The following is a 24906-nucleotide window of genomic DNA, read 5'->3' as shown; positions in this document are numbered from 1 at the left end:
GAGGAGATGTGCCGGACATGCCGCGCGGCATAGACCCGCCGGGCCGTCGCGGTCAATGGAAAGGGGTCGGCGGCGGTGCCCCCTTTTGCGCACACGCCGATCGATTGTTGCGCACGTCCTTTCCAAATCCGCTCTGGCCGTGTTAGTCCGTGTCGCGGCGGCGAAATCTTATTTCGTGAAGACGGCCGAACCCAACCGGGAGAATGCGCGTGAAGGTCAGGCTCGACGATATCGACTGGAAGATCCTAAAGGAGCTCCAGGACGACGGGCGCATGACCAATGTCGAGCTGTCGCGGCGAATCGGCATTTCCGCGCCGCCTTGCCTGCGCCGGGTCCGTGCCCTGGAAGAAGCCGGTATCATCGAGGCCTACCGGGCGCTGCTCGACGAGAAGAGCCTCGGCTACGACCTGACCGCCTTCGCCTTCGTCGGGCTGACCAGCCAGTCCGAAGCCGATCTCGTCGCCTTCGAGAGCCGCGTGCGCGGCTGGCCGATCGTGCGCGAGGCGTGGATGCTGTCGGGCGAGATCGATTTCGCCCTCAAATGCGTCGCGACCAATCTGCGGGCGTTCCAGACCTTCGTCATCGAGGAACTGACCGCCGCGCCGAACGTCGCGAGCGTGCGCACCGCCCTCACCATCCGCCAGTCGAAGAACGCGCCGACCGTCCCGATCTGAGCCACGGCGCGTTGCCCGAGCTCTCAGGCGGCGCGGAACGCCGCCATCACCCGCGCGGCCGCCTCCGCTTCGCGTCCGCGATAGGCCCGTCGCTGCAGCGCCTCGCGGTCGGAGCCCCACAATTCCATGTTCCAATCCTCGTCGAGCGAGGCCGCCGCCCAGGCTTCCTCGACGGCGAGCCGTCCGTGCAGGACGGCGAGGGCGAGGAGCACGGAGCCCGTCAGCGTCGTCAGCGAATGGAACGCGGCGACGAGCAGGGCCGGAGAGGCGGGCACCGCCGCCGCGATGGCGGCGATGCTCTCGTCGGGCTGGGCCACGGGCATCACCCCCGCGACGATCGAGAAGCGTGCGCCGAACGCGTCCTCGACCCAGGCGAGGACGGGGTCCCAGATCGCCGTCTGGCGGGCGACGAGCGAATCCGGGCTGTCGGCTCGGTAGAACAGCAGGTCCGACCCGGCATAGCGCGCGGCGGCGGCCCTGACCGGCTCGATGCCGGCGGCGACGGCGTCGATCGCCGCATTGGCGAGACGGGTCAGCGGCATCGTCGCGGGATCGATATTTTCGCCCTGAGCGGCCCACTCCGCGGCGGCGAGATCGGCGAGGTCGCGGGTCGGCAGGACGAGGGGCGTGCGTCCCGGGGTCAGGGCCGGGCGGCCGTCGAGGGTCGGGGCGAAGCCGTCGCCGTGCTCGGCCACCGCCACCGTCTTGTAGAAGCGGCGGGGCAGCGGCTGACGGGACAGGGTCTGCGCCTTGCGGACCGGATCGTCCTCGCTCGTGCGGTCGAAATTCTCCAGAAAGTCGCGCATCAGGCGTCGGCCTCCAAGGCTCTGGTCCGAGGAGCTTGCGTCTTCGTTGTCTCGGACGTCCAGCCGAACCGTTCGGCGAGCGCCGCGCGCAACGCCGCGAACGTCCCGACCACGATATGCGCGCCCTCGGCTTCCAGGGCGGGGCGCTGGTGGAAACCCCATTCGACGCCGATCGCGCCGATCCTGGCCGCCCGCGCCATCGCCATGTCGTAGGTGGAATCGCCGATCAGCACCGTGCGGTCCGCGTCGGCGCCGGTTTCGGCGAGCGCGTTGAAGACCATCTGCGGATGCGGCTTCGACGGCGCGTCGTCCGCGGTCTGGATCGTGGTGAAGAGGGCGGCGAGATCGTAGCGGGCGAGGAGTTCCGTCACGCCGCGGCGCGACTTGCCCGTCGCGATGCCGAGCACGACGTCGTCACGGGCGGCGAGCGCCCGGATCGTCTCGACGGCGCCGTCGAACAGCGGCTCGTGGTCGGGATGGGCGAGGCGCTCGTCGCGGTAGCGCGTCTGGTAGCTCTTCACCATCGTCGGGATCGGTGCGTCCGGCAGACCCGGCGTGAGCGCCTCGATCGCCCGCGGCAGCGAGAGGCCGACAACGGACAGGATCTCGGGCCGCGGCGGCGCGGCGATGCCGGCTTCGGCGAAGGCGTGCTCCATCGCGGTGACGATGATGGCGCGGGTGTCGACCAGGGTGCCGTCGACGTCGAAGAGAACGAGATCCATGAACGTATCCGGCGAAAAGCGCGTCCGGCGAACGCCGGCGGCCGGGGCCGCATGAGGCGGAGGGCCGCCCGGCGTCGCTGCCCGGTCATGGGCCACGGTCACGCATCCGTCAATCGCCACCACGCCGCGTTGACCGGTCTTCGGCGCGATGGTTCAAAACAGGCCCATGTTCGAGCCGCGGCCCTTTCTCGATTCGAAAGCGTTTCTCATCCTGGTGATGTTGTGCGCGAGCTGGGGCGTGCAGCAGGTGATGGTGAAGGTCGCGCTGCCGACCTTTCCGCCGATCACCCAGACGGCGTTGCGCTCGGGGATCGCCGGAATCGTGATGCTCGTGGTCGCCCTGCGGCGGCCGAAGGCCGGCCTCCTCGTGCGCTACGGCACCCTGAAATGGGGCCTCCTGCTCGGCTCGGTGTTCGCGGCGGAGTTCGCCGTCCTCAATATCGGACTGCAATGGACCGACGCGAGCCGGGCGTCCGTGCTGTTCTACACCTCGCCGCTGATGGTGGCGCTCGCGGCCCAATGGCTCTTGCCGCACGAGCGGCTCGCGCCGGTTCAATGGGTCGGCCTCGTCGTCACCTTCCTCGGCGTCGTGGTCGTGATGAACTCGAAGGCCGCGTCCTCGAGCGAATCCCGGCTGCTTGGAGACGGCCTCGTGCTGCTCGCCGCGGCGGGCTGGACGACTAGCACCATGCTGATCAAGACGACGCCGCTCGCGCGCATCTCGCCGGAGAAGATCCTCGTCTATCAGCTCGTCGTGTCCGCGATCCTGCTCGGCGTCGCCGCGCTCATGTTCGGCGAGCACATCACCTGGCCGCCGGCGCCGATCGCGCTCGCCTCGGTCGCGATGCAGGCGATCTGGGTCGCGTCGTTCACCTATGTGCTGTGGTTCGCGATGCTCGCCGCCTATCCGGCAAGCCGGCTCCAGGGGGCGACATCGATGACGCCGCTGTTCGGCGTGCTCGCGGCCGTGGTCTTTCTCGGCGAGCCGCTGCGGCCTTCGTTCGGCGTCGCCGTCGCCCTCGTCATCGCCGGGCTGCTGCTGCTCAATCTCGGCCCGGTGCTGTTCCGCCGCCGCGGCTGAGCCTCAGGCGGCGCGGCGCAGCATGATCTCCTGGACGAGGCCGCCTTCGGGTCGGTTGTCGATGCGGATGTGGCCGCCTTGGCGCACCACGATCTCCCGGGCGATGGCGAGGCCGAGCCCGGTGCCCGGCACGCGCTGGCGACGCGCCGGATCGACCCGGAAGAACGGCTCGAAGACGCGACCGAGAAGATCGCGAGGAATGCCCGGCCCGTTGTCGACGACGCGGATGAGGGCCACCTCGTCCGCCGTGGCGACGCTGATCTCGGCCCCGCCGCCGTGGGTCGCCGCGTTGATGAGCACATTGCGGAAGGCCCGGGTCAGGGCTTCCGGCCGTCCCCGGATCGTCACCGCTTCGATCTCGCCGAGGGTGATGGGATAGTTCTGGGCGATGAGGTCTTCGACCGTGGTGCGAACGAACTCGTCCATCGCGATCGGCACCATCTCCGCGGCCTCGGTCTCCTCGCGGACGAGACGGATGGCGCTCTCGGCGATGCGCTCGAGCTCGTCGAGGTCCTTGAGCCAGAGCGCCCGTTCGTCCTCCGGCAGGAATTCGGCGCGGAGGCGGACGCGGGTGAGGGGGGTGCGGAGATCGTGGCCCGCCGCCGCGACCATGCGGATGCGGCTGTTCATGGCATCGCTCAGGCGCTGCGACAGCCGGTTGATGGCGTTCGCCGTGGCGCGCACCTCGGCGGAACCGAGTTCCGGGACCGGCGGCAGCGTCCCGTCCGGGCGCACCGCGGCGACGGCAGCCTCGATCACGGACAAGGGGCGCGTCACCCGGTTGGCGGCGAGCACTGCGATGGCGCCCGTGCCGATCGTGATGAGCGCGAGCCAGGCCGCGAGCACGAGGCGGAATTGGCGGCCCTGGCGGTGCGCCAGGATCGGGATGACGAGCCAGCCGCCCTCCCGCAGCCGAAGATAGGCCGTCGCCTCGCCCTCGGCGTCCCGGTGGGTGATGCGGACGTCGAGGGGCGTTCCGGCGCTCGCGAGCTCGGCCATCACCTTCGCGGTGCGGGCCTGATCGACCACGCCCGCAGGCTCCGGCACGATCTGCAGTTGCCCGGCAGGGCTCGCCTTGCTGATGAGCCCGTCGATGAGGACGAGCTGACGCGCCGTTGCCTCGTCGCGTGGCGCCGGCACCGGACCGAGCAGCGCCACGGTGGCATAGGTCGCGAGCACCACGACGAACACGATGGAGACGAGCAGGATGACCGCGATGCGCCGCCGGAGCGAATTCATCGGCGCGCTCCTCGTGTGCGCTCAGTCCGCGATTTCGACGCGGGCGGCGAACTGATATCCGCCGTTGCGGATGGTCTTGACGAGATGCGGATTGCCGCCCTCGTCGTTGAGCTTGCGGCGCAGCCGGCTGACCAGGACGTCGATCGAGCGGTCGAGCGGATCGCCGGCGCGGCCCTGGGTGAGGGAGATCAGTTCGTCGCGCGACAGCACCCGGCCCGGATGGTCCACGAGCACGCGCATCAGGTCGAACTCGGCCGCGGTGAGCGAGATGTCGGCGCCTGAAGGCGCCGTCAGGCGGCGCAATTCCGGCACCAGGGAATAGCCGGCGAAACGGTAGATCCGTGCATGGCTGTGGCTCGCGCCGTCGCGATGGCGCCGCATCACCGCGCGGATGCGCGCCACGAGCTCGCGCGGGTTGAACGGCTTGCCGACATAATCGTCCGCCCCGATTTCGAGGCCGATGATGCGGTCGACATCCTCGCGGAGCGCGGTCAAGAGGATGATGTAGAGATCCGGCCGCTCGCTGCGCAGATCGCGGCAGAGATCGATGCCGCTGCCGTCCGGCAGCATGACGTCGAGCACCACGAGGTCGATGTCGTGGCTCTCCAGCATCGACCGCAGTTCGCGGATGTTGCCGGCGAGGGAGACACGGTAGCCCTGGCTCGTCAGATAGCGCCCGAGCAGGGAGGAAATCTCCTCGTCGTCGTCGACGACCAGGAGGTGGGTCAGCGGCTGCACGAGGTCAGCGGTCGTGGGAGCGAGAGACATCGGCCGACTCTGAATGCGGGGGGTGCCGTGCGGGTACGCTTCCGTGCTGGGACGACACCGTGGCGAGACCAAGGCCGTCACGGCGAAAGCACGCGATCACGAACAAGTTGACCCGCGTGCGGGGTGATCGGCATGGTCCGCGCTATAGTGGGCGGACCGATGCGGGCGTGCGGCCCGGCGGCTCGAAGGGGAAGCGCGGTTATGACGGATGCCGAGGATCCGACGGAGACGAAGCTGACGCGGACGAAGGAGCGCTGGGCGCGGGAGGGGCGCTTCCTGACCGGCCGAACCGCCAGACCGGAGACCGAGCGCCTGCCGCCCGGACAGCATCTCGTCCGCGATTGGCCCGTCCTCGATCTCGGCCTCCACCCGGACATCGACCCGGCGCGCTGGCGGCTCACGGTCACCGGCCTCGTCGACCATCCGGTGACGTGGGATTGGACGACGTTCCGCGCCCAGCCGCAATCGTTCTTCACCTCCGACATCCACTGCGTCACGAGCTGGTCGCGCTACGACAACCGTTGGGACGGGGTCGCCACGCGCGATCTCCTCGCCCTGGTCGAGCCGAAGGAGGAGGTCCGCTTCGTCGTCCTCCATTCCTACGACGGCTACACCACCAACCTGCCCCTCGAGGATTTCGCCGCCGAGAACGCGCTGCTCGCGCACGGGTGGGAGGGCCGGCCCCTGAGCCTCGAGCACGGTGGCCCGGTGCGCCTCGTCGTGCCCCACCTCTATTTCTGGAAGAGCGCGAAATGGATCCAGCGGATCGATTTCCGCGCCGCCGACGCGCCGGGCTTCTGGGAAGTGCGCGGCTACCACAACCACGGCGATCCATGGCAGGAGCAGCGCTATTCGGAGGATTGAGTTGCGACAGCCGACATCGCGGGGCCGCCGGACAGCGTCCTGATGCCCCCGGTCTCGGCCGGCCGTCCGTTTTAATGAAATTCCTATTCTGGCCCCGCCCGGCCGCGTCTCGAATTCCTATGGCGCATCGGGCACATTTGTCCGCGTAGATCGCTGCTCGATGCGCGGTCTGGGCGTCGCAAGCGTGCCCGGACCGTCATGGCGCGTTGCGATGCGATGCGACGGCCGAACCCGGCCGCCGTCGCTCCCCGGAGATTGTCTCGATGATCGATGTCCTCATGCTCGGGCTCGGTGTCGCTCTTTTTGCCGCCGCGGTGGGCTATACGGCCCTCTGCGACCGACTTTGAGGGGGACGCCGTGGTTCTCGATTATGTCCTCGGCGGCGGTGTCACGCTGTTCCTGACCGCCTATCTCGTCGTCGCGCTCGTGCGACCCGAATGGTTCTGAAGGGCGCACCCCCATGACTTTAAACGGATGGATTCAGATCGCGCTCTATTGCGCGATCGTGCTCGCGCTGGTGAAACCCGTCGGCGCCTATATGACGCGCGTCTTCGATGGCGGTCGGACCTGGCTTTCGCCGGTTCTGCGGCCGGTCGAGGGCGCCCTCTATCGTCTGGCCGGCGTCGACGAGCGCCAGGAGCAGACTTGGTTCGGCTACACCGTCGCGATGCTCGCGGTGAACCTCGCCGGCTTCCTCCTGCTCTACGGGCTCCAGCGCGTTCAGGGCATGCTGCCCTACAATCCGGCGGGCATGACGGCGACGACCCCCGATCTATCGTTCAACACGGCGATCAGCTTCGTCACCAACACCAACTGGCAGGCTTATGCCGGCGAGACGACGATGTCCTATCTCGTCCAGATGGCCGGTCTGACGGTGCAGAATTTCCTCTCCGCCGCGACCGGCGTCGCGCTGGCGCTGGCGCTGATCCGCGGTTTCGCCCGCGCCTCGACGCGTACGGTCGGCAATTTCTGGGTCGATCTCGTCCGCTGCATCCTCTACGTGCTGCTGCCGGTCTGCATCCTCTACGCTCTGTTCCTCGTCTGGCAGGGCGTGCCGCAGAACCTCTCGGCCTATGTGGACGCGACCACGCTCGAAGGCGCGCATCAGACCATCGCCCAGGGCCCCGTCGCCTCCCAGGAGGCGATCAAGATGCTCGGCACCAACGGTGGCGGCTTCTTCAACGCCAACTCGGCGCATCCGTACGAGAACCCGACGGCGCTGACGAACTTCATCCAGATGATTTCGATCTTCGTCATCGGGGCGGGGCTCACCAACGTGTTCGGCCGCATGGTCGGCGACGAGCGTCAGGGTTGGGCCATCCTCGCGGCGATGGGCGTCCTGTTCCTCGCCGGCGTCGTCGTCACCTACTGGGCCGAGGCCCAGGGCACGCCGATGCTCCATGCGCTCGGCCTGCACGGCGGCAACATGGAGGGCAAGGAGGTCCGCTTCGGCATCGTCGCCTCGGCGCTGTTCGCGGTGATCACCACGGCGGCCTCGTGCGGCGCGGTCAACGCGATGCACGACAGCTTCACCGCCCTCGGCGGGATGATCCCGATCATCAACATGGAGCTCGGCGAGGTCATCGTCGGCGGCGTCGGTGCCGGCCTCTACGGCATGATGATCTTCGTCATCGTGACGATCTTCGTGGCCGGCCTGATGGTCGGGCGCACGCCGGAATATCTCGGCAAGAAGATCGAGGCGAAGGAGGTCAAGATGGCGATGCTCGCCATGCTCTGCCTGCCTCTGATGATGCTCGGCCTCGCGGCGATCGCGACCGTCATCCCGCAGGGCACCGGCGCGGTCGCCAATGCCGGTCCGCACGGCTTCTCGGAGATCCTCTACGCCTACACGTCGGCCGCCGCCAACAACGGCAGCGCGTTCGGCGGCCTCTCCGCGAACTCGCCCTGGTACAATCTGAGCCTCGGCCTCGGCATGTTCGTCGGCCGCTTCTTCGTCATCATCCCGGCGCTGGCGATTGCCGGGTCGCTGGCGGCGAAGAAGAAGCTGGCGCCGTCCGCCGGCACCTTCCCGACCCATGGCGGCCTGTTCGTCGGCCTCCTCGTCGGCGTCATCCTGATCGTCGGCGGCCTGACCTTCTTCCCCGCGCTCGCCCTCGGCCCGATCGTCGAGCACCTCGCGGCGGTCGCCGGTCAGACCTTCTGACGCCGATCCTAAACCCGTGGCGCGCCCCGCCGCCCGCAAGGCGGGGCGCCGGCCCTCTCCAGAATGCAACGGTCCCATGAGCCCGGCGCCCCGGAGGCGTAGGGCGGAAAGATGGTCCTGATGTCACGTCCGAAAACCCCGAGCATGCTCGATGCTCAGATCCTGGGCCCAGCCATCGGCTCGGCCTTCAGGAAGCTCGATCCCCGCACGCTCGCCCGCAACCCGGTGATGTTCGTCGTCGGCGTGGTGACGGTGCTCACCACGGTCCTGTTCCTGCGCGATGTGGTGACGGGGGGCAAAAATCTCGGCTTCTCATTCCAGATCAACCTGTGGCTCTGGTTCACCATCCTGTTCGCCAACTTCGCCGAGGCCGTCGCCGAAGGCCGCGGCAAGGCGCAGGCGGAGAGCCTGCGGCGCACCCGCACCGAGACCCAGGCGAAGCGCCTCACCGGCGCCGGTCGCGACGCCTACGAGATCGTGCCCGGCACCAGCCTCAAGGTCGGCGACGTCGTGCTCGTCGAGGCGGGGGAGATCATCCCGTCCGACGGCGAGGTGATCGAGGGCATCGCCTCGGTCAACGAGGCGGCGATCACCGGCGAGTCCGCGCCGGTCATCCGCGAATCCGGCGGCGACCGCTCGGCGGTGACCGGCGGCACCCAGGTGCTGTCCGACTGGATCCGCGTCCGCATCACCGCCGCGGCGGGCTCGACCTTCCTCGACCGCATGATCTCTCTCGTCGAGGGCGCCGAGCGGCAGAAGACGCCGAACGAGATCGCCCTCAACATCCTGCTCGCCGGCATGACGATCATCTTCGTGTTCGCCACGGCGACCATCCCGAGCTTCGCCACCTATGCCGGCGGCGCGATCCCGGTCATCGTGCTCGTCGCTCTGTTCGTGACGCTGATCCCGACCACCATCGGCGCGCTGTTGTCGGCGATCGGCATCGCCGGCATGGACCGTCTGGTGCGCTTCAACGTGCTCGCCATGTCGGGTCGCGCGGTGGAGGCGGCGGGCGACGTCGACACGCTGCTCCTCGACAAGACCGGCACGATCACGCTCGGCAACCGCCAGGCGGCCGAGTTCCGCCCGGTGCGCGGCGTGACGGCCGAGACCCTCGCCGATGCCGCCCAGCTCGCCTCGCTCGCCGACGAGACGCCGGAAGGCCGCTCGATCGTCGTGCTCGCCAAGGAGAAATACGGCATCCGCGGCCGCGACATGGGCGAGCTCAACGCGACCTTCGTGCCGTTCACCGCCCAGAGCCGCATGAGCGGCGTCGATCTCGACGGCTCCTCGATCCGCAAGGGCGCGGTCGATTCGATCCTCGCTCATGTGGGAGCCAATGTCGGGCGTGGTGCGGCGGCGGGCTCGGTCGCCCTCGGGGCGCCGGTCGACATGGATGCGGTGCGTGAGGTCCAGGCGATCGCCGAGGACATCGCCAAGGCCGGCGGCACGCCGCTCGCCGTCGCCCGCGACGGTCGCCTGCTCGGCGTCCTCTATCTGAAGGACATCGTGAAGGGCGGCATCCGCGAGCGCTTCAGCGAGCTGCGCCGCATGGGCATCCGCACGGTGATGATCACCGGCGACAACCCGATCACCGCGGCCGCCATCGCGGCGGAGGCGGGCGTGGACGACTTCCTCGCCCAGGCGACGCCCGAGGACAAGCTGCGCCTGATCCGAGAAGAGCAGGCGAAGGGCAAGCTCGTCGCGATGTGCGGCGACGGCACCAACGACGCCCCCGCGCTCGCCCAGGCCGATGTCGGCGTCGCCATGAACACCGGCACCGTCGCCGCCCGCGAGGCCGGCAACATGGTGGACCTCGATTCCGACCCGACCAAGCTCATCGAGATCGTCGAGATCGGCAAGCAGCTCCTCATGACCCGCGGCTCGCTGACGACCTTCTCGATCGCCAACGACGTCGCCAAATATTTCGCCATCATCCCGGCGATGTTCGCCGCGATCTATCCGCAGCTCGGCGCGCTCAACGTGATGGGCCTGACCAGTCCGGCGAGCGCCATCCTGTCGGCGATCATCTTCAACGCGCTCATCATCATCGCGCTGATCCCGCTCGCGCTGAAGGGCGTGAAGTACCGCGCCATCGGCGCCGGCGCGCTCCTGTCGCGCAATCTCCTCGTCTACGGCCTCGGCGGCATCATCGTCCCCTTCGTCGGCATCAAGCTCGTCGACGTGGTGATCACCGCCCTGCACCTCGTCTGATCCGGTCTCGTCTGAAGGAGGGACCCATCATGTTCCAGCAGCTTCGTCCGGCGATCGTCATGATCGTCGCGCTCACCATCCTCACCGGCCTCGTCTATCCCCTCGGGATGACGGTCATCTCCGGCGCGGTGTTCCCCCATCAGGCGAACGGCAGCCTGATCACCGACGGCAACGGCAAGGTCATCGGCTCCGAGGTGATCGGCCAGTCCTTCACCTCGCCGCGCTACTTCCAGGGCCGTCCGTCGGCGACCTCCGGGACCGACCCGAACGATCCGTCGAAGACGGTCGCCGCGCCCTACAATGCGGCGAACTCGTCCGGCTCCAATCTCGGCCCGACGAGCAAGGCGCTGGCCGATCGCCTCGCCGCGGACGTCGCCGCGCGCAAGGCAGAGAATTCGTCGATGCCGGTGCCGGTCGATCTGGTGACGACCTCGGGCAGCGGCCTCGATCCGGATATCACCCCGGCCGCCGCCCTGTTCCAGGTGCCGCGCGTCGCCAAGGCCCGCAATCTCCCCGAGGATCAGGTCCGCGCGCTCGTCGAGGACCACGTCGAGGGACGAATGCTCGGGATCATCGGCGAGCCCCACGTCAACGTGCTCGCCCTCAACCGCGCGCTCGATCAGCTCAAGACGCAATGAGGGGCCGAAGGAGCGGGGCCGGATGCGGCTGCTTTCAGGCGGCGGCTTTATCCGGTTCTTGCTCGGCCCGACGCGCTGTAGGTTGGCGCGGTGACGATGCGCGGCCGGATCGTGCCGGCCGCCGGAGACGAACGTGATGAGCGACGAGACCAGGGCGTCGGATCACCGGCCATCGCCCGAAGCCCTGCTCGTGGTGGCGCAGAAGGAGAGCCGCGGGCGGCTCAAGATCTTTCTCGGCGCGGCGCCCGGCGTCGGCAAGACCTACGAGATGTTGCAGACCGGCCGGGCCCGGCTGCGCGAGGGTGCCGACGTGGTCGTCGCCGTGGTCGAGACCCACGGCCGGGCGGAAACCGAGGTTCTGCTCGAAGGCTTCGAGATCCTCCCGCGCCGGCACGTCGTGCACAACGGACAGACGCTCGAGGAGATGGACCTCGACGCGCTGCTCGACCGCCGGCCGGGCCTCGCCCTCGTCGATGAGCTCGCCCACACGAACGCGCCCGGCAGCCGGCATCCGAAGCGCTACATGGACGTCGAGGAACTGCTCGCGGCGGGCATCGACGTTTTCACCACCCTCAACATCCAGCACGTCGAGAGCCTCAACGACGTCGTCGCCCAGATCACCCGCATCCGGGTGCGCGAGACGGTGCCGGATTCGATCATCGACAGCGCCGACGAAATCGAACTCATCGACCTGACGCCGACCGACCTGATCAAGCGGCTTCAGGACGGCAAGATCTACCTGCCGAAGACGGCGGCGCGGGCGCTCGACCACTTCTTCTCGCCCGGCAACCTGACGGCGCTGCGGGAACTCGCCTTGCGCCGCACGGCGCAGCGGGTCGACGACCAATTGCTGACCCACATGCAGGCCCATGCGATCAGCGGCCCGTGGGCGGCGGGCGAGCGCGTGCTCGTCTGCGTCAGCGAGGACCCGCGGTCGACCGCGCTGGTGCGGTACGCGAAGCGCGTCGCCGACCGTCTGCGGGGGCCGTGGACCGCCATCTACATCGAGACGCCGCGCACCCAGCAGCTCGGCGAGGAGGCCCGCGACCGCATCGCCGCCGCGCTGCGTCTCGCCACCAGCCTCGGCGGCGAGGCGAGCGTTCAGCCGAGTGCCGGCCGGCGCATCGCCGACGACGTGCTCGATTATGCCCGCGCCCACAACGTCAATCACATCGTCATCGGCAAATCCGACCGCTCGCGTTGGTTCGAGATCGTCAACGGCTCGGTGGTGCACGACCTCGTCCGCCGTTCCGGTACGATCAGTGTCCACGTCATCGCCGGGGAGCGGCTCCAGGAGGGCGCGGGCAAGGCGCCGCGCGAACCGGTGCAATCCGTCCGCCGCCATGCTGGGTGGCGTTCCTATGTGGCGTCGCTCGCCAGCGTCGCCGTCGGCCTCGGCCTCGCCAAGCTCGGCTTCCCCTATATCGGCGTCGAGAACGTCGATCTCGTGCTGCTCATCTCGGCGGTCGGCGTCGCGGGCCGGCTCGGCATCGGTCCGTCGATCACGGCGGTCGCCGCCGCCTCGCTCGCCTACAACTTCTTCTTCCTCCCGCCGCTCTACACCCTGACGATCGCCGACCCGAAGAACATCGTCGCCCTGATCTGCTTCGCCGTCGTCGCGATCCTCGTCTCCCACCTCTCGGTGCGCGCCCAGGCCCAGGCGGCGACCGCGCGGGCACGGGCCCGCACCACGGATGCGCTCTACCTCTTCAGCCGCAAGCTCGCCGGCGTCGGCACCCTCGACGACGTGTTATGGGTGACTGCCTATCAGATCGCCTCGATGCTCAGGGTTCGCGTGGTCCTCCTGCTGCCCGACGAGGAGCGGGGGATCTCGGTGCGCGCCGGCTATCCGCCAGAGGACCGGCTCAACCCGCCGGAGCTCGCCGCGGCGCAATGGGCCTTCGAGCGCAACCGCGAAGCCGGCCGCGGCGCCGATACGCTGCCCGGCGGCCACTGGCTCTTTCTGCCGATGCGCACCAACCGCGGCGCGGTCGGGGTCGCCGGCATCGACAGCGACAAGGCCGGCGCTCTGCTGATGCCGGACGAGCGGCGCCTCCTCGACGCGCTCATCGATCAGGCCGCACTGGCGATCGAGCGGGTCCATCTGGTCGAGGATCTCGACCGGGCGAAATATGCGGCCGAGCGCGACCGCCTGCGCACGGCGCTGCTCACCTCGATCTCCCACGATCTCAAGACGCCGCTCTCGCTCGTGATGGGCGCGGCGGAGACGCTGAAGAGCTTCGGTCCCTCCCTCGACGATGCGGCGAAGGCCGACCTGCTCGGCACCATCCTCGACGAGGGCGAGCGGCTCAACCGCTTCATCGCCAATCTGCTCGACATGACGAAGCTCGAATCAGGCGCGATCGTGCCGAAGACGACGCCGTGCGATATCGGCGAGTTGATCGGCAGCGCGCTGCGGCGCGCGGCCAAGATCCTCGGCGCCCACCGCACCCAGGTCGAGGTGGCGCCGGGGCTGCCGATGCCGGTGCTCGATCCCGTGCTGTTCGAGCAGGTCCTCTTCAATCTCCTCGACAACGCCGCCAAATATGCGCCCGCCGGCACGCTCGTCTCGGTGCGCAGTTGGGCCGACAGCCGCTCCGTCTATGTCCAGATCGAGGACGAGGGCGAGGGCATTCCGCCCGGCGACTTCGAGCGCATCTTCGACAAGTTCTACCGGGTTCAGAAGGAGGACCACGTGCGCGCTGGCACCGGCCTCGGGCTCGCGATCTGCCGCGGCTTCGTAGAGGCGATGGGGGAACCATCACAGCCGCCAACCGCACCGACGGCTCCGGCGCCGTCTTCACCATCACCCTGCCGCTGTCCTACCGCGAGGACATCGGCGCCGCTCCGGCGACGGACGCCCTCCCATGACGCAATCCGCTCCGACCGTGCTCGTGGTCGACGACGAGCCGCAGATCCGTCGCCTCCTGCGCACCGGGCTCGGCACCCAGGGCTTCGCCGTGGCCGAGGCGGCCGACGCCAAGAGCGCGGAAGCCTGGCTCGCCGGCGGCGAGACGCCGGACGTGGTGATCCTCGATCTCGGCCTGCCGGACGTCTCGGGTCACGTGCTGCTCGCGCGATGGCGTGCCGCCGGCGCCGCGTGGCCGGTCGTCATCCTGTCGAGCCGCACCGACGAGGCGGGCATCGTCGAGGCCCTCGAATGTGGGGCCGACGATTATCTGACGAAGCCGTTCGGCATGGCCGAACTCATCGCCCGCCTCAAGGTCGCGATCCGCCACCGGCTTCAGGCCCAAGGGGAGCGGCCGGTGTTCCGCACAGGCGCGCTCACCGTCGATCTCGTGCACCGCATCGTCCGGATCGGCGAGACGGAGATCAAGCTCTCGCCCAAGGAATACGACATCCTGCGCCTCTTGGTGCGCAACGCGGGAAAGGTCCTGACCCATCATTATCTTCTGCGGGAGGTCTGGGGCGACGGGGCGGATGTGCAATATCTCCGCGTCTATATCCGCTATCTGCGCCAGAAGCTGGAGCCGGACCCGGAACAGCCGACCTACATCCTGACCGAGACGGGCGTGGGCTATCGGCTGAAGGCGGCGGATTGAGCGCTCCGGCCTTGCCGCTTGTCGCCACCGGTGCGATCGGCTAGGCGACACGAGGTCGCCCGGAGGCCGGAGCGACCGCGAGATGAGGAAAGAGGCGCGTCCATGCCGGCTCAATCGGTGCTGCTCGTCAACAATGCCCGCGCCGGCTACGAGGCCGAGGGCGCCTGTCCGCTGGCGCTGCCGTCGCCGGAGGGCCTCGCCTGGCTCGCCGGCCGGTGGTGCGCCGACAACGATCGCCCGTTGCCGAAATCGGTCAAGGTGACGGGCAAGCGCATCGCGCTCGCTTGGGCCGACGGCACGTCGGACACCCTCGTCTGGGACAGCCTGCGCCGCCGCGTCGCACGGGCCTGACGGCAGCCGTCCGAAACGCGGACGGCCTGTACGGGACGCTCGCCGCACGGAACAGCGCCGCCCGCCGCCGCGTTCCTCCTCCCGCAGTGGAAAGGGAGAGGCGAGCCATGAACAGCCAGACATCCGGCCAGACACCAGGCGGTCGCAAGCGGATCGGCGAGAGCGAGCAGGACGAGGCGGATCTCGTCGCCGAGGTCGAGGCCCGCAGCCCCGAGCAGTCCGTCTCGGGCGGGCTCTTCGGCCACGAGACCGGCGATTTCCCGCCCGCACCCGCCGGGGAGGACGCCGACCTGGTCGCGGAGGACATCGAGGATCCGGACGCCCCCGAGAGCGACGCGACGGTCGAGGACTGGGCGGTCGCCGAACGCGCCCTCGGCGGGAGCCCCGGCGAGACGGAGGACGGGCTCGATTCCGTGGAGGAGGAGGTCCGCCGCCAAGCCGAGGACCGCGCCTTCGATCGTCGCGAGGTGGGGGAGGATTGACGGGCCTCCTTCACCCGGACCGCGCCCGACACTTGAGCGCGGTCCATCGTTCGATCGGATAGGCAACGGTCGTCTTACCGGCCGCCTTGCTCAGATGAACGGCGTTCCGCCCGTCACCGCGACCGTCGCGCCGGAGACGTAGCTCGCTTCGTCGGAGGCGAGCATCACGTAGACGGGGGCGAGTTCGACCGGCTGGCCGGGGCGGCCCATCGGCGTGCTCTCGCCGAAGTGCGCCACCATCTCCGGCGGCATCGTGGAGGGGATCAGCGGCGTCCAGATCGGGCCCGGCGCCACCGCGTTGACGCGGATGCCCTTCTTGGCCAGAAGCTGGGCGAGGCCGGCGCTGAAGTTCTGGATCGCCCCCTTCGTCGTCGCATAAGGCAACAGGTCCGGCCGCGGCTTGTCGGCGTTGATGGAGGCGGTGTTGATGATGCTGCCGCCATGCTTCATGTGCGGCACCGCGGCCTTCACGATGTAGAACATCGCCGAGATGTTGACGGCGAAGGTCTTCTCCCATTCCTCGTCGGGAATGTCCTCGATCGAGGGGATGCTCATCTGGTGGGCGGCGTTGTTGACGATGACGTCGATCCGCCCGAACCGCTCGGCGGTCTGCCGCACGAGCTCGCGGCAATGGTCCGCCTTCGAGACGTCGCCGGGGAGCAGAATGCAATCGCGTCCGGCCGCGGTGACGAGGCGCTGGGTCTCCTGGGCGTCTTCGTGCTCGTCGAGATAGGAGACCGCCAGATCGGCCCCTTCGCGGGCGAAGGCGATGGCGACCGCCCGCCCGATGCCGGAATCGCCTCCGGTCAGCAACACCTTCTTGCCCTTCAAGCGATCGGAGCCGTGATAGCTCTCCTCGCCATGGTCCGGGCGCGGGTTCATGGCGCGGGTCTCGCCCGGCACTTGCTGCACGGGGGTGTCGAACGGGGGCTTCGGGAAATGCGAAGTCATGGTCGCTCCTCTCGGGTTGTCGTCTCTGCGACAATCCGAGAGGGCGGTGATTGTTCACGCTGCGCTGCGCCGGGCGCTCGCCCGCGCGTCGGGCCGCCGGCCGCTCAGGCCCATTCGCCCTTGCGGAAGACCGGCACGCGGCTGCCGTCCGGCTTCACGCCGTCGATGTCGATCTCGCCCGAGCCGATCATCCAATCGATGTGGATGAAGCTCTTGTTGCCGCCGCGTGCGGCGATCTCGTCGGGGCTGAGCGAGGCGCCGTCGACGAAGCACTTCGAATAGCACTGGCCGAGTGCGATGTGGCAGGCGGCGTTCTCGTCGAACAGGGTGTTGAAGAACAGAAGCCCGCCCTTCGAGATCGGCGAGGAGTGCGGCACCAGGGCGACCTCGCCGAGGCGGCGCGCGCCCTCGTCGGTGTCGAGGACCTTGTTGAGCACGGCCTCGCCCCGGCTCGCCTTCGCCTCGACGATGCGGCCTTCCTCGAAACGCACCGCGATGTCGTCGATCAGCGTGCCCTGGTAGGACAGCGGCTTGGTGCTGCGGACGTGGCCTTCCACCCGCCGGGCATGCGGCGTGGTGAAGACCTCTTCCGTCGGAATGTTGGCGTTGCAGGTGATGCCGTTCTTGGCCGTGGAGGCGCCGCCCTGCCATTCGTGGCCGTCGGCGAGGCCGACGATCAGGTCGGTGCCGGGGCCCGTGAAGTGCAGCGCCTGGAAGGCCTGCCCGTTGAGCCAGGCGGTGCGGCGGGCGAGCGCCGCGTTGTGCTCGCCCCAAGCTCCGATCGGGTCGGTTCCGTCGACGCGGGAGGCGGCGAAGATCGCGTCGGCGAGGCGCGCGACCGCGACCGCCTCGTCCTCGCCCGGGAAGACCTGCGCCGCCCAGGCGGTGCCGGGGAAGGCGACGATGTTCCAGTTGATGTCGAAGCCGGCGATCTTCTCGAGCGCGGGCTGATAGGCGATCGAGTTGGCCTTGCTCGCCCGCGACACCTTCGCCGGGTCCTCGCCGGCGAGCAGCATCGGATTGTCGCCGACGATGGCGAGGCGGGCGGTGTTCTCCGAGAACGCCTTGGCGACGCCCTCGTAGAGCCAGCCGGCGGCGCGGTCGAAGCTCGCGTCGGGAGCGTATCGGTAGCGGGCGAGGGTGATCTCCTCGTCGGAGAACAGCGGCGTCACGAGGCCCGCGCCGGCCTTATAGGCATGCGCGGCGATGCGGCGCACCAGCGGCAGCGCGGCCATCGGCGCCGTCAGATAGAGGTCCTGGCCCGGCTGGAGGTTGAGGCCGACCTTCACGGCGACCTCGGCCAGCCGGTCGAGCTTTACGGGATCGATCGCGGCGGCGACATTGCGCGGATGGGTGGTCATGGCGGGCTCACTCAGAAGAGACGACTACCTAATTCGATACACCCCCATACCCCCGAGCAACAGGGCGGAAGAGGGGCGAAGCGCCGGCGGCTACGGCGGCGTCGAGGGCTTCAGAGCCTGCTCGGCCGGATCAGAACGTCGGCCGAGATGCCGAGCCGGTCGTGCAACTGGCGGATCATCTCCAGCGAAAGGGACCGGCGGCGATTGAGGATCTCGGAGGTGCGATTGCGGGTGCCGAAGATCGGCTCCAGGTCCTTCCGGGTGAGACCCTGCTGCTCCATGCGGAACCGGATCGCCTCGACGGGATCGGGCGGGTCCATCGGATGGTGTTTCGCCTCGTACGCGTCGATGAGGGTCGCAAGGATATCGAGGCGATCACCTTCCGGCGTTCCGTTCGGCGCGCCCCACAGGCGCTCCACCTCGCCAAGCGCCGCCTCGTAATCGGCTTCCGTTCGGATCGGCTTCAACTCAATCATGCTGCACCCTTGAGACGTCGATTGCGTCATAGGCTCCGTGCGTGCCGATCCATTTGATCCAGACGATGCTCTTCTCAAAGTCGACCGACACCACGAGGCGATAGCTGTTGCCCTTGATGTTGAAGACGATCCGCTCGGCGCTCACGATGCTCGCCGACGCGTAGAGGCGTCTAACCTCGGCCGAATTTGCCCAATTCGCCTTGCTGACTTCATCGAACCAGGCGTCGAGCGCGGCCTTGACCGCCGGTTGGTCCTTATGACCCGCCAAGCTTTCGACGAACTCCCGCAACGTACGCCGAGCTATGACCCGCATGTCGTCTTCACCTTGATCCCAAGATGGGACCGCGTCAACCGTCAATCAATCCGGCGAAGTTAGGCTGGCGTAAAATCAGAAATGTCCGCCGGCGCAGCAGCCCATGGGAGGCGTCGGCGCGGGTCGGGCCGTGAGCTCGGACGAGACCGTCGGAACAAAGACGGCCGGGCCGGCGTCCATCTCCCCAGCGGGTCCGAGACGGGCCCTCTCAAAGGCGTCTCCGGACGGCGCTCTTGGCAAGAAAGGATCGGCGATCGTGGCAGAGCTTGCAAGGCTTCTCGGTTTGGCGGTCGCGACGCCGCGCCACGTCATCCGCCAGGAGGAGGCGGCCGCGGCGGCGGCACAGATGTTCTCCGCCCGGTTTCCCGCCTTCGATCGCCTCGCCCCGGTCTTCCTCAATGCCGGCATACGGGAGCGGCGCTCGGTGCGGCCGCTCGCCTGGTTTCACGAGCCCCACGGCTGGGCCGACCGCATGGCCGCCTTCGCCGAGGGGGCCCGCGCGCTCTTTCTCGACAGCGCCCGCGCCGCCATCGCTCGGTCCGGGCTCGCGCCTGTGGACATCGATTGCGTCGTCACGCTGTCTTCGACCGGCTTCACCACGCCGAGCCTCGAGGCTCAAGTCGCCCGGGAGATCGGGTTCCGCAGCGACATCGAGCGGGTGCCGGTGTTCGGCCTCGGCTGTGCCGGCGGCGTCTCCGGTCTCGGCATCGCCGCGCGGCTCGCCGCCGCCCGACCGGGCGCCAACGTGCTCCTCGTCGTCATCGAACTCTGCACGCTCGCCTTCCGCCTCGACGAGCCGACCGGGGTCAATCTCGTCGCGACCGCCCTGTTCGGCGACGGCGCCGCCGCCTGTGTCGTGCGTGCGGGGGAGGGCGGCGTCGCGGCGATCGAAAGCGCGGGCGAGCACCTCTTCCCCGACAGCCTGGACATCATGGGCTGGAAGATCGACGACACCGGGCTCGGCGTCGTGCTCGCCCAGTCGCTGCCGCCCTTCGTGCGGGCCGAACTCGCCCCGGCCCTCGATGCGATCCTCGGCAGGGCGGGCCTGACGCCGGCCGATATCGACCGCTTCGTCTGCCATCCCGGCGGGACGAAGGTCCTGGAGGCGTTGGAAGCGGTGCTACCGGTCGTGCCTGGGGCCTTCGCCGACGAGCGGGCCGTGCTGGCCGATTACGGCAACATGTCGTCGCCGACCGTCCTCTTCGTGCTCGAGCGGGCGCTCGCGGCCGGCCTGCCGAACCGCGCCGCGCTCCTGGCGCTCGGCCCCGGCTTCACGGCGAGCTGCGTGACGCTCCGGAGCGTGTCATGAGCTTCGATGGGATCGACTGGATCGCCGTCGCCGTGCTCGCCTTCGTCACGGTGCAGCGGCTCGCCGAGCTCGTGCACGCCCGTCGAAACACGGCGCGGCTGCTGGCCCGCGGCGCCCACGAGGTGGCGCCGGGCCATTATCCGCTGATGGTCGCGATGCATGCCGCCTGGATCGCCGGCCTGTGGTGGCTGGCGCCGCGCCAGCCGGTGATCGCGCTGTGGCTGGCCGTCTTCTTCGTCGCGCAGGTTTTGCGGCTCTGGGTGCTCGCGACCTTGAAGGAGCGCTGGACGACGCGGATCATCGTGCTACCGGGCGAACCCCTGGTGCGGCGCGGCCCCTACCGCTTTCTCAGCCACCCGAATTATGTCGTGGTGGCGATCGAGCTCGCCGCGCTGCCGCTCGCCTTCGGCCTCGTCGGCTTCGCGGCGCTGTTTACGGTCCTCAACGCGCTGGTGCTCGCGATCCGTATCCGCGCCGAGAACGCCGCGCTGAAGAGCGCCGGGACCTGAGCTCTACGTTCAAGGAACGCCGGCCGCGCCTCAGCGCAGCACGCGCGAGAGGAAGCCCGCGGCGAGGGCGGCACCCTCCATGCCGATGGTGTGGCCGACATTCGGCTGCAGCGACAGCGAGACGTCGGCGCCCGCGGCCTTGAGCGCGGCTTCGGCGACTTGGCTTTCTTCGGCCGGAATGACCGGGTCCGCGGTGCCGTGGATGAGGAGTGTGCGCGTCGCCGGGCTCGGCGCGAGCGGCTCGGGTGTGGCGAGCCGTCCGGCGAAGGCGACGATCGCCGCAACCGGCCACCGCCCCGTCGCCAGCGCGTCGAGCGCCATGATCGAGCCCTGGGAGAAGCCGACGAAGGCGACGCGGTCGAGCCGCTCCGACAAGCCATGGGCCGCGATCAGGCCGGACACGACGGTATCGAACGCCCCCCTGGCGGTGCGGATGCGGTCGCCGCGGTTGCCGGCGTTCACCCCGGCGATGCTGAACCATTGCCGGCCGCGTCCGCCCTGGTCGAAGGCGAACGGCGCGTCGGGCGCCTCGAATGCGGCGGCCGGCAGAAGGCTCCGCCAATGTTCACCCAACGGCGCCAGATCCGCCCCGTTGGCCCCGACGCCGTGCAGGAAGATGACGAGAGACGACGAACTCATGAGGATATCCCGGATCGGAGGGCGAGGGCGGCTGCCCGACCCGTTCTACAATCTGCATCGAGATCTGTAGAGCCTTCCGGGCCTCGCCAAGGGAAACAGTGCGTCTCCGGTTTCACGGCGCGAGGCGGACGGCGTCGATGTCGCGGTCGTCGAGTTGGCCGTCGATCGTCATCTGGGCGTTGGTGCGCCGGTCGTTCCAGTGCAGCGTCAGATGACCCTCCGGACCGCCGTCTTGGGCGACGTCGAGGTCGGCGTCGATCTCGCCCGTCACCTGGTTCCAGTCGATGGTGCCGCTCACCGCGAGGTCTTGCGTCCAGCGCACGCCGTCGAGGGTGAAGCGGTAGCCTTCGCCGTCGGGCCCGAGGCTGAAATGGCCGCCGCGCAGGCCGACACCCTTTTCCGTGCTGTTGACGAAATAGCGGGCGAGCACGTCGCCGGCCGTCTCTGCCGCCGCCGCGGCGAGGCGGAGGTCCGCCTCGCGCGGCGCATCGAGCGAGGCGGGGGCCGGGGACGCCGGAGCGACCTCCGCCACCGTGCGCGCGAAGGCCGGCACGGTGCGGATCGGGCGGATCTCGGCCGCGCAGCGCACCGAGGGCGGCCGGCCGCCGTCGCCGACGAAAGCGGCCGTCATCGGGCCGGCGCAGCCGGCGGCGTCCGAACCGACCGGCGGCACCAGGACGGCCTCCGTCGTCATGGCCGCCACGTGGCTCGTGTTGCGCAGCAGCACGAAATAGGGGTCGGGGAAGAGGCGGGCGGCGGCGAAGCCTTCGTCGGGCGCCGTCGTGTTGTCGAGGTCGCCGGCGAGCACCAGCGTCGGCACCGACGGGAAGGTGGTCGCCGCGGGCAAAGGTGCGCCCGGCGTGCGGCCGTCGGGCGGAGCCGGCCAATCGAGGCAGAGATCGAGGCGTTCGACGTTGCGGGGCGAGTTGCGCACCTCGTCGATGGTGAAGGGGGCGTAGATATCGGGATGGCGTGCCTGCTTGTCGGCGACCGCCCGCTCGAGCGCGGCGCGCCTCTCGGCGGGGCTCAGGCGCAGATCGAACAACTGGCGATAATCGGTGCAGACGATCGCGGCATAGAGGCCCGAGGAGAAGTCGACCGGCACGCCGCCGGGGCTCGACATGTCGCGGGCTTCCGCGGTGAGGCGCAGGAGCGGCGCGCCGTCCTGGTGCACGAGCCAAGCGCGGGCGGCGGCGTCGAGCTCACGGTAGACCACGGGGTCGCTGCCGGCGGCGTTCATGACCATGAAGAGGGTCGGGGCGTCGAGCGTCACGTCGTGCATCGTGCCGTCGCCGTCCGGCGCGGTTCCCGACAGCGGCGTCTTGCGCACGGCGTCGAGGAGATCGGCGAGCCGCCGCGTCGAGCGGCCGCCGAGGGCGGTGCAGCTCGGCGAGCGGGCGCAGACGAGATCGAAACCGTCGCGCCCCGCGGCCCATTCGGTCGCATACCAGGGGTCCGGCCCGAACGGGGGATAGGCGCTGTCGAGCACCAGGGTGCGCAGCAGGGTCGGATGCCGGGCGGCGAACACGGCGCCGAAATAGGTGCCGTAGGAATCGCCGTAATAGGCGACCGGTCCGACCTCGAGGGCCTCGATCACCGCGGCGAGGTCGTCGGCCGCGAGCGCGGTGCCGTAATCCCAGGCATGATCCCCGAGCGCCGCGCCGCAGGCGCCGACCGCCTCGGGCGCGAGATCCGGGTCCTTCTGGAGATCCGGGCAATCGATCGGCTGCGACAGGCCGGTTCCGCGCTTGTCGACGAGGAGAATGTTGTGGCGGTCGCGGAGCGTGCCGAAGAGGTGGAGGAAGCCGGTGCGCGTGCCCGTGGTGGAGAAGCCCGGGCCGCCCTCCTGGGCAACGATGGTGCCGGCGGGATCGTCGACGGCGGCCGGGTAGAACTCGAAGCCGACCTTGATGGTCCCCGGCCGCGTGCCGGACGGATCGAGCGGACGGGGGAGGGTTCCGCAATAGGCGTCGCCGGCGCTGCCGACACAGGGCGTGAGGACGAGGGAGCCGACTTCGAGCCCGTCGGCCGGCGCGTCGGCGGGCGGCGGCGCCGGAGATTGGGTCGAGGATTGGGCCAGAGCCGGCTGCGGCGGGGATTGGGCGACGGCCGGCGACGTGGCGACGATCGCGACCGCGAAGAGGGCCGACATCAGCCCGCGACCAAGCCGCGCCTCGGCGCACACCCGACTGTCTCCCGCCATTTCCGACTCCGCTTTGCTCAGCCCGAATCCTCCCTTCGGACCCATCGAAGACTTTTTGACGGCTATTCAAAGCGGAACGGGGTCAGGCCGCGCATGTGCTCCTCGACGATCAGCGTCTTCGAGAACGGTGGATGGGCACGCTGGGTGCAGTCGGGACGCTCGCAGAGCCGGCAATTGATGCCGATCGGCGTGGCGTTCGGCTGCGCCAGATCGAGCCCGCGGGCATAGACGAGGCGGCTCGCGTGCTTCAGGTCGCAGCCGAGGCCGATCGCGACCTCCGGCTCTGCCTTCGCCCACGAGGAGACGACCCGGCTCACCGCCCGCGACAGGGTGAAATAGCGCGCACCGTCTGGCATCTCGACGATCTGGGTGAAGACGCGGCCGGGGATCTTGAAGGTCGCGTGCAGTTCCCACAGCGGGCAACTGCCGCCATAGCGCGAGAAGGGGAAGTTCGCCGCCGCGAAGCGCTTCGAGACGTTGCCGGCCTGATCGACCCGGATCATGAAGAAGGGGACGCCGCGGGCGGTCGGCCGCGACAGGGTCGTGAGGCGGTGGCAGACCTGCTCGAAGCTCGCACCGAAGCGGGCGGCGAGCACCTGGATGTCGTAGCCGAGATTTTCGGCGGCTGCGAGGAACGGCCCGTAGGGCATCATGATGGCGGCGGCGGCATAGTTCGTCAGGTTGACCTTCAAGAGCCGCTTCGTCGCCATCGAGCCGATCGCGGCCTTGCCGACGATCGCGTCCATCTGCGGCCCCATCTCCATCATCGCGAGCTGATAGGCGGCGGAGAACACCCGGGCCGGGCCCTCGAGCATTTCGGAGACGAGGAGTTGACGACGGTGGCGGTCGTAGCGGCGCAGCGCCGTCGCCATCACGTCGACCGGGATGATGCGCACGGTGATGCCGTGCTTCTCCCGAAGCCGCTCGCGGATGGCGCCGAAGAGATCGGCGTTGAGCGCGCCGAGCGTGCCGTTCAGCGCCTCCGCGGCGTCTTCGAGGGCCGGGAAATGGTTGCGCTGGTCCTGGACGAAGTCGCGCACGATCTCGACCGCGTCGTCGGCCGACGGCAGCGGATCGTTGCGGTCGGGCATCCGCGCGGTGGCGCTCTCCTCGCGCCGCTTCGAATCGAGGAACGCGCGGTAGAGCCGGGCGACCGCGTCGCTCACCCCCGGCGCCGAGCCTGCGACCTCGACGATCTCGTGGTGCGGCACGGTGAGGTCGCGGAACAGGGGATCGGCGAGCACTTCGGCGAGGTCGATGACGGCCTGCTGATCGGCCTCGCCGGCCAGCGCCCGCAGGTCGATCTCGTAGACTTCGGTCAAACGCAACAGGAACTGCGCGGTGACGGGACGCTGGTTGCGCTCGATCAGGTTGAGGTAGCTCGCCGAGACGCCGAGTTCCTCGGCCATGCGGCTCTGGGTCAGCCCGAGCTCCTGGCGCAACCGCCGCAGGCGGGGGCCGATGAAGAGCTTCTTTGCCGTCGTTTCCATCGCCATGGCGGGCCTTCGGAGCGCTTGTCAAAGTCGGTGAAATTTACAAGATTTACATCGTTACAAGTGTGACAACGACACACTCATAC

The 24906-nt window shown here is 69.2% G+C and carries 23 protein-coding genes and 1 pseudogene; 13 read left to right on the top strand and 11 right to left on the bottom strand.

The features are described 5' to 3' along the window. Positions 1–209: 209 nt before the first annotated feature. Complete coding sequence (locus tag F0357_RS03930; protein WP_312861438.1) at positions 210–674, top strand: Lrp/AsnC family transcriptional regulator; 465 nt, start codon at positions 210–212, stop codon at positions 672–674. Positions 675–697: 23 nt separating this feature from the next. Here the strand turns inward: F0357_RS03930 and F0357_RS03925 are convergent, their stop codons facing one another. Together F0357_RS03925 and F0357_RS03920 are read right to left on the bottom strand one after the other, a co-directional pair. Beyond that, positions 698–1480, bottom strand: coding sequence for an ATP12 family chaperone protein (locus F0357_RS03925; RefSeq protein WP_153478990.1), 783 nt, complete (start codon positions 1478–1480; stop codon positions 698–700). Then, positions 1480–2202 carry an HAD-IA family hydrolase gene (locus F0357_RS03920; protein WP_153478988.1) on the bottom strand — a complete coding sequence of 241 codons (723 nt, stop codon included), beginning with the start codon at positions 2200–2202 and terminating at the stop codon, positions 1480–1482. Before F0357_RS03920 ends, F0357_RS03925 begins: the two co-directional genes overlap by 1 nt. Before the next feature lie 166 nt (positions 2203–2368). Here F0357_RS03920 and F0357_RS03915 point away from each other — a divergent pair, with 166 nt between their 5' ends. Further along, a complete protein-coding gene (locus F0357_RS03915) occupies positions 2369–3283 on the top strand; it encodes a DMT family transporter (protein WP_208948206.1) in 915 nt (304 codons plus the stop codon). 3 nt (positions 3284–3286) lie between these two features. Here the strand turns inward: F0357_RS03915 and F0357_RS03910 are convergent, their stop codons facing one another. Both F0357_RS03910 and F0357_RS03905 read right to left on the bottom strand, forming a co-directional pair. Continuing rightward, a complete protein-coding gene (locus F0357_RS03910) occupies positions 3287–4522 on the bottom strand; it encodes an ATP-binding protein (RefSeq protein ID WP_153478982.1) in 1236 nt (411 codons plus the stop codon). Between the two features lie 21 nt (positions 4523–4543). After that, the gene (locus tag F0357_RS03905) at positions 4544–5290 is read right to left on the bottom strand and encodes a response regulator (RefSeq protein WP_153478980.1); all 747 of its coding nucleotides are present in this window, start codon (positions 5288–5290) and stop codon (positions 4544–4546) included. Between the two features lie 201 nt (positions 5291–5491). Between F0357_RS03905 and F0357_RS03900 the strand changes: the two genes are divergently transcribed. The 9 genes and pseudogenes from F0357_RS03900 to F0357_RS03860 all read left to right on the top strand — a co-directional run bounded on the left by F0357_RS03900 (position 5492) and on the right by F0357_RS03860 (position 15566). Continuing rightward, a complete protein-coding gene (locus F0357_RS03900; RefSeq protein WP_153478978.1) occupies positions 5492–6154 on the top strand; it encodes a sulfite oxidase-like oxidoreductase in 663 nt (220 codons plus the stop codon). Positions 6155–6511: 357 nt separating this feature from the next. Further along, positions 6512–6601: a potassium-transporting ATPase subunit F gene (locus F0357_RS24070; protein ID WP_208948205.1), complete on the top strand. Its 90-nt coding sequence runs from the start codon at positions 6512–6514 to the stop codon at positions 6599–6601. Between the two features lie 13 nt (positions 6602–6614). Continuing rightward, the gene (gene kdpA / locus F0357_RS03890; protein ID WP_153478974.1) at positions 6615–8318 is read left to right on the top strand and encodes a potassium-transporting ATPase subunit KdpA; all 1704 of its coding nucleotides are present in this window, start codon (positions 6615–6617) and stop codon (positions 8316–8318) included. A gap of 120 nt (positions 8319–8438) precedes the next feature. After that, entirely contained in the window at positions 8439–10532 is a 2094-nt protein-coding gene (kdpB, locus tag F0357_RS03885; RefSeq protein ID WP_153478972.1) for a potassium-transporting ATPase subunit KdpB, read from the top strand. Positions 10533–10561: 29 nt separating this feature from the next. Continuing rightward, positions 10562–11170 (top strand): K(+)-transporting ATPase subunit C, encoded by a 609-nt coding sequence (locus F0357_RS03880; RefSeq protein ID WP_153478970.1) that lies wholly within the window; start codon positions 10562–10564, stop codon positions 11168–11170. 136 nt (positions 11171–11306) lie between these two features. After that, positions 11307–14041, top strand: a pseudogene (locus F0357_RS03875) (ATP-binding protein). After that, positions 14038–14733, top strand: a complete 696-nt coding sequence (locus F0357_RS03870) for a response regulator (RefSeq protein WP_153478968.1) — start codon at positions 14038–14040, stop codon at positions 14731–14733. The pseudogene F0357_RS03875 and the gene F0357_RS03870 overlap by 4 nt, the downstream one beginning before the upstream one ends. A 102-nt stretch (positions 14734–14835) precedes the next feature. Continuing rightward, positions 14836–15084, top strand: a complete 249-nt coding sequence (locus tag F0357_RS03865) for a hypothetical protein (protein WP_153478966.1) — start codon at positions 14836–14838, stop codon at positions 15082–15084. Positions 15085–15191: 107 nt separating this feature from the next. Then, positions 15192–15566, top strand: coding sequence for a hypothetical protein (locus F0357_RS03860; protein WP_153478964.1), 375 nt, complete (start codon positions 15192–15194; stop codon positions 15564–15566). A 90-nt stretch (positions 15567–15656) separates the two neighbouring features. Here F0357_RS03860 and F0357_RS03855 read toward each other — a convergent pair whose 3' ends face one another. The 4 genes from F0357_RS03855 to F0357_RS03840 form a co-directional block, all read right to left on the bottom strand. After that, positions 15657–16517 carry an SDR family oxidoreductase gene (locus F0357_RS03855; protein WP_153478962.1) on the bottom strand — a complete coding sequence of 287 codons (861 nt, stop codon included), beginning with the start codon at positions 16515–16517 and terminating at the stop codon, positions 15657–15659. 104 nt (positions 16518–16621) lie between these two features. Then, the gene (locus F0357_RS03850; RefSeq protein ID WP_153478960.1) at positions 16622–17878 is read right to left on the bottom strand and encodes an aminopeptidase; all 1257 of its coding nucleotides are present in this window, start codon (positions 17876–17878) and stop codon (positions 16622–16624) included. Between the two features lie 110 nt (positions 17879–17988). After that, a complete protein-coding gene (locus tag F0357_RS03845; RefSeq protein ID WP_153478958.1) occupies positions 17989–18354 on the bottom strand; it encodes a helix-turn-helix domain-containing protein in 366 nt (121 codons plus the stop codon). Beyond that, positions 18347–18667, bottom strand: coding sequence for a type II toxin-antitoxin system HigB family toxin (locus F0357_RS03840; protein ID WP_153478956.1), 321 nt, complete (start codon positions 18665–18667; stop codon positions 18347–18349). Before F0357_RS03840 ends, F0357_RS03845 begins: the two co-directional genes overlap by 8 nt. 256 nt (positions 18668–18923) lie before the next feature. Here F0357_RS03840 and F0357_RS03835 point away from each other — a divergent pair, with 256 nt between their 5' ends. Next, on the top strand, positions 18924–19976 hold the full coding sequence (locus F0357_RS03835) for a type III polyketide synthase (protein ID WP_312861437.1): 1053 nt from the start codon (positions 18924–18926) through the stop codon (positions 19974–19976). A gap of 11 nt (positions 19977–19987) precedes the next feature. After that, entirely contained in the window at positions 19988–20485 is a 498-nt protein-coding gene (locus F0357_RS03830) for an isoprenylcysteine carboxyl methyltransferase family protein (RefSeq protein ID WP_312861679.1), read from the top strand. Between the two features lie 30 nt (positions 20486–20515). Here the strand turns inward: F0357_RS03830 and F0357_RS03825 are convergent, their stop codons facing one another. From F0357_RS03825 to F0357_RS03815, 3 genes are all read right to left on the bottom strand, one after another. Further along, the gene (locus tag F0357_RS03825) at positions 20516–21124 is read right to left on the bottom strand and encodes an alpha/beta hydrolase (RefSeq protein WP_153478950.1); all 609 of its coding nucleotides are present in this window, start codon (positions 21122–21124) and stop codon (positions 20516–20518) included. Between the two features lie 112 nt (positions 21125–21236). Then, positions 21237–23327 carry an alpha/beta hydrolase gene (locus tag F0357_RS03820; protein ID WP_208948204.1) on the bottom strand — a complete coding sequence of 697 codons (2091 nt, stop codon included), beginning with the start codon at positions 23325–23327 and terminating at the stop codon, positions 21237–21239. A 62-nt stretch (positions 23328–23389) separates the two neighbouring features. Beyond that, the gene (locus tag F0357_RS03815; protein WP_153478945.1) at positions 23390–24823 is read right to left on the bottom strand and encodes a helix-turn-helix domain-containing protein; all 1434 of its coding nucleotides are present in this window, start codon (positions 24821–24823) and stop codon (positions 23390–23392) included. Positions 24824–24906: the final 83 nt, after the last annotated feature.

The sequence above is a fragment of the Segnochrobactrum spirostomi genome, assembly GCF_009600605.1.
Classification (GTDB): Bacteria; Pseudomonadota; Alphaproteobacteria; order Rhizobiales; family Segnochrobactraceae; genus Segnochrobactrum; species Segnochrobactrum spirostomi.
This window is presented reverse-complemented; position numbering and strand designations above follow the sequence as displayed.

Excerpts from the sequence above, each read along its gene's own strand:
- F0357_RS03915 (WP_208948206.1), top strand. The coding sequence starts at position 2,369 with ATGTTCGAGCCGCGGCCCTTTCTCGATTCGAAAGCGTTTCTCATCCTG.
- F0357_RS03820 (WP_208948204.1), bottom strand. The coding sequence starts at position 23,327 with ATGGCGGGAGACAGTCGGGTGTGCGCCGAGGCGCGGCTTGGTCGCGGG.
- F0357_RS03825 (WP_153478950.1), bottom strand. The coding sequence starts at position 21,124 with ATGAGTTCGTCGTCTCTCGTCATCTTCCTGCACGGCGTCGGGGCCAAC.
- F0357_RS03925 (WP_153478990.1), bottom strand. The coding sequence starts at position 1,480 with ATGCGCGACTTTCTGGAGAATTTCGACCGCACGAGCGAGGACGATCCG.
- F0357_RS03905 (WP_153478980.1), bottom strand. The coding sequence starts at position 5,290 with ATGTCTCTCGCTCCCACGACCGCTGACCTCGTGCAGCCGCTGACCCAC.
- F0357_RS03860 (WP_153478964.1), top strand. The coding sequence starts at position 15,192 with ATGAACAGCCAGACATCCGGCCAGACACCAGGCGGTCGCAAGCGGATC.
- F0357_RS03910 (WP_153478982.1), bottom strand. The coding sequence starts at position 4,522 with ATGAATTCGCTCCGGCGGCGCATCGCGGTCATCCTGCTCGTCTCCATC.
- F0357_RS03870 (WP_153478968.1), top strand. The coding sequence starts at position 14,038 with ATGACGCAATCCGCTCCGACCGTGCTCGTGGTCGACGACGAGCCGCAG.
- F0357_RS03850 (WP_153478960.1), bottom strand. The coding sequence starts at position 17,878 with ATGACCACCCATCCGCGCAATGTCGCCGCCGCGATCGATCCCGTAAAG.
- F0357_RS03865 (WP_153478966.1), top strand. The coding sequence starts at position 14,836 with ATGCCGGCTCAATCGGTGCTGCTCGTCAACAATGCCCGCGCCGGCTAC.
- F0357_RS03840 (WP_153478956.1), bottom strand. The coding sequence starts at position 18,667 with ATGCGGGTCATAGCTCGGCGTACGTTGCGGGAGTTCGTCGAAAGCTTG.
- F0357_RS03815 (WP_153478945.1), bottom strand. The coding sequence starts at position 24,823 with ATGGCGATGGAAACGACGGCAAAGAAGCTCTTCATCGGCCCCCGCCTG.
- F0357_RS03855 (WP_153478962.1), bottom strand. The coding sequence starts at position 16,517 with ATGACTTCGCATTTCCCGAAGCCCCCGTTCGACACCCCCGTGCAGCAA.
- kdpA (WP_153478974.1), top strand. The coding sequence starts at position 6,615 with ATGACTTTAAACGGATGGATTCAGATCGCGCTCTATTGCGCGATCGTG.
- F0357_RS03845 (WP_153478958.1), bottom strand. The coding sequence starts at position 18,354 with ATGATTGAGTTGAAGCCGATCCGAACGGAAGCCGATTACGAGGCGGCG.
- F0357_RS03880 (WP_153478970.1), top strand. The coding sequence starts at position 10,562 with ATGTTCCAGCAGCTTCGTCCGGCGATCGTCATGATCGTCGCGCTCACC.
- F0357_RS03900 (WP_153478978.1), top strand. The coding sequence starts at position 5,492 with ATGACGGATGCCGAGGATCCGACGGAGACGAAGCTGACGCGGACGAAG.
- F0357_RS03920 (WP_153478988.1), bottom strand. The coding sequence starts at position 2,202 with ATGGATCTCGTTCTCTTCGACGTCGACGGCACCCTGGTCGACACCCGC.
- kdpB (WP_153478972.1), top strand. The coding sequence starts at position 8,439 with ATGTCACGTCCGAAAACCCCGAGCATGCTCGATGCTCAGATCCTGGGC.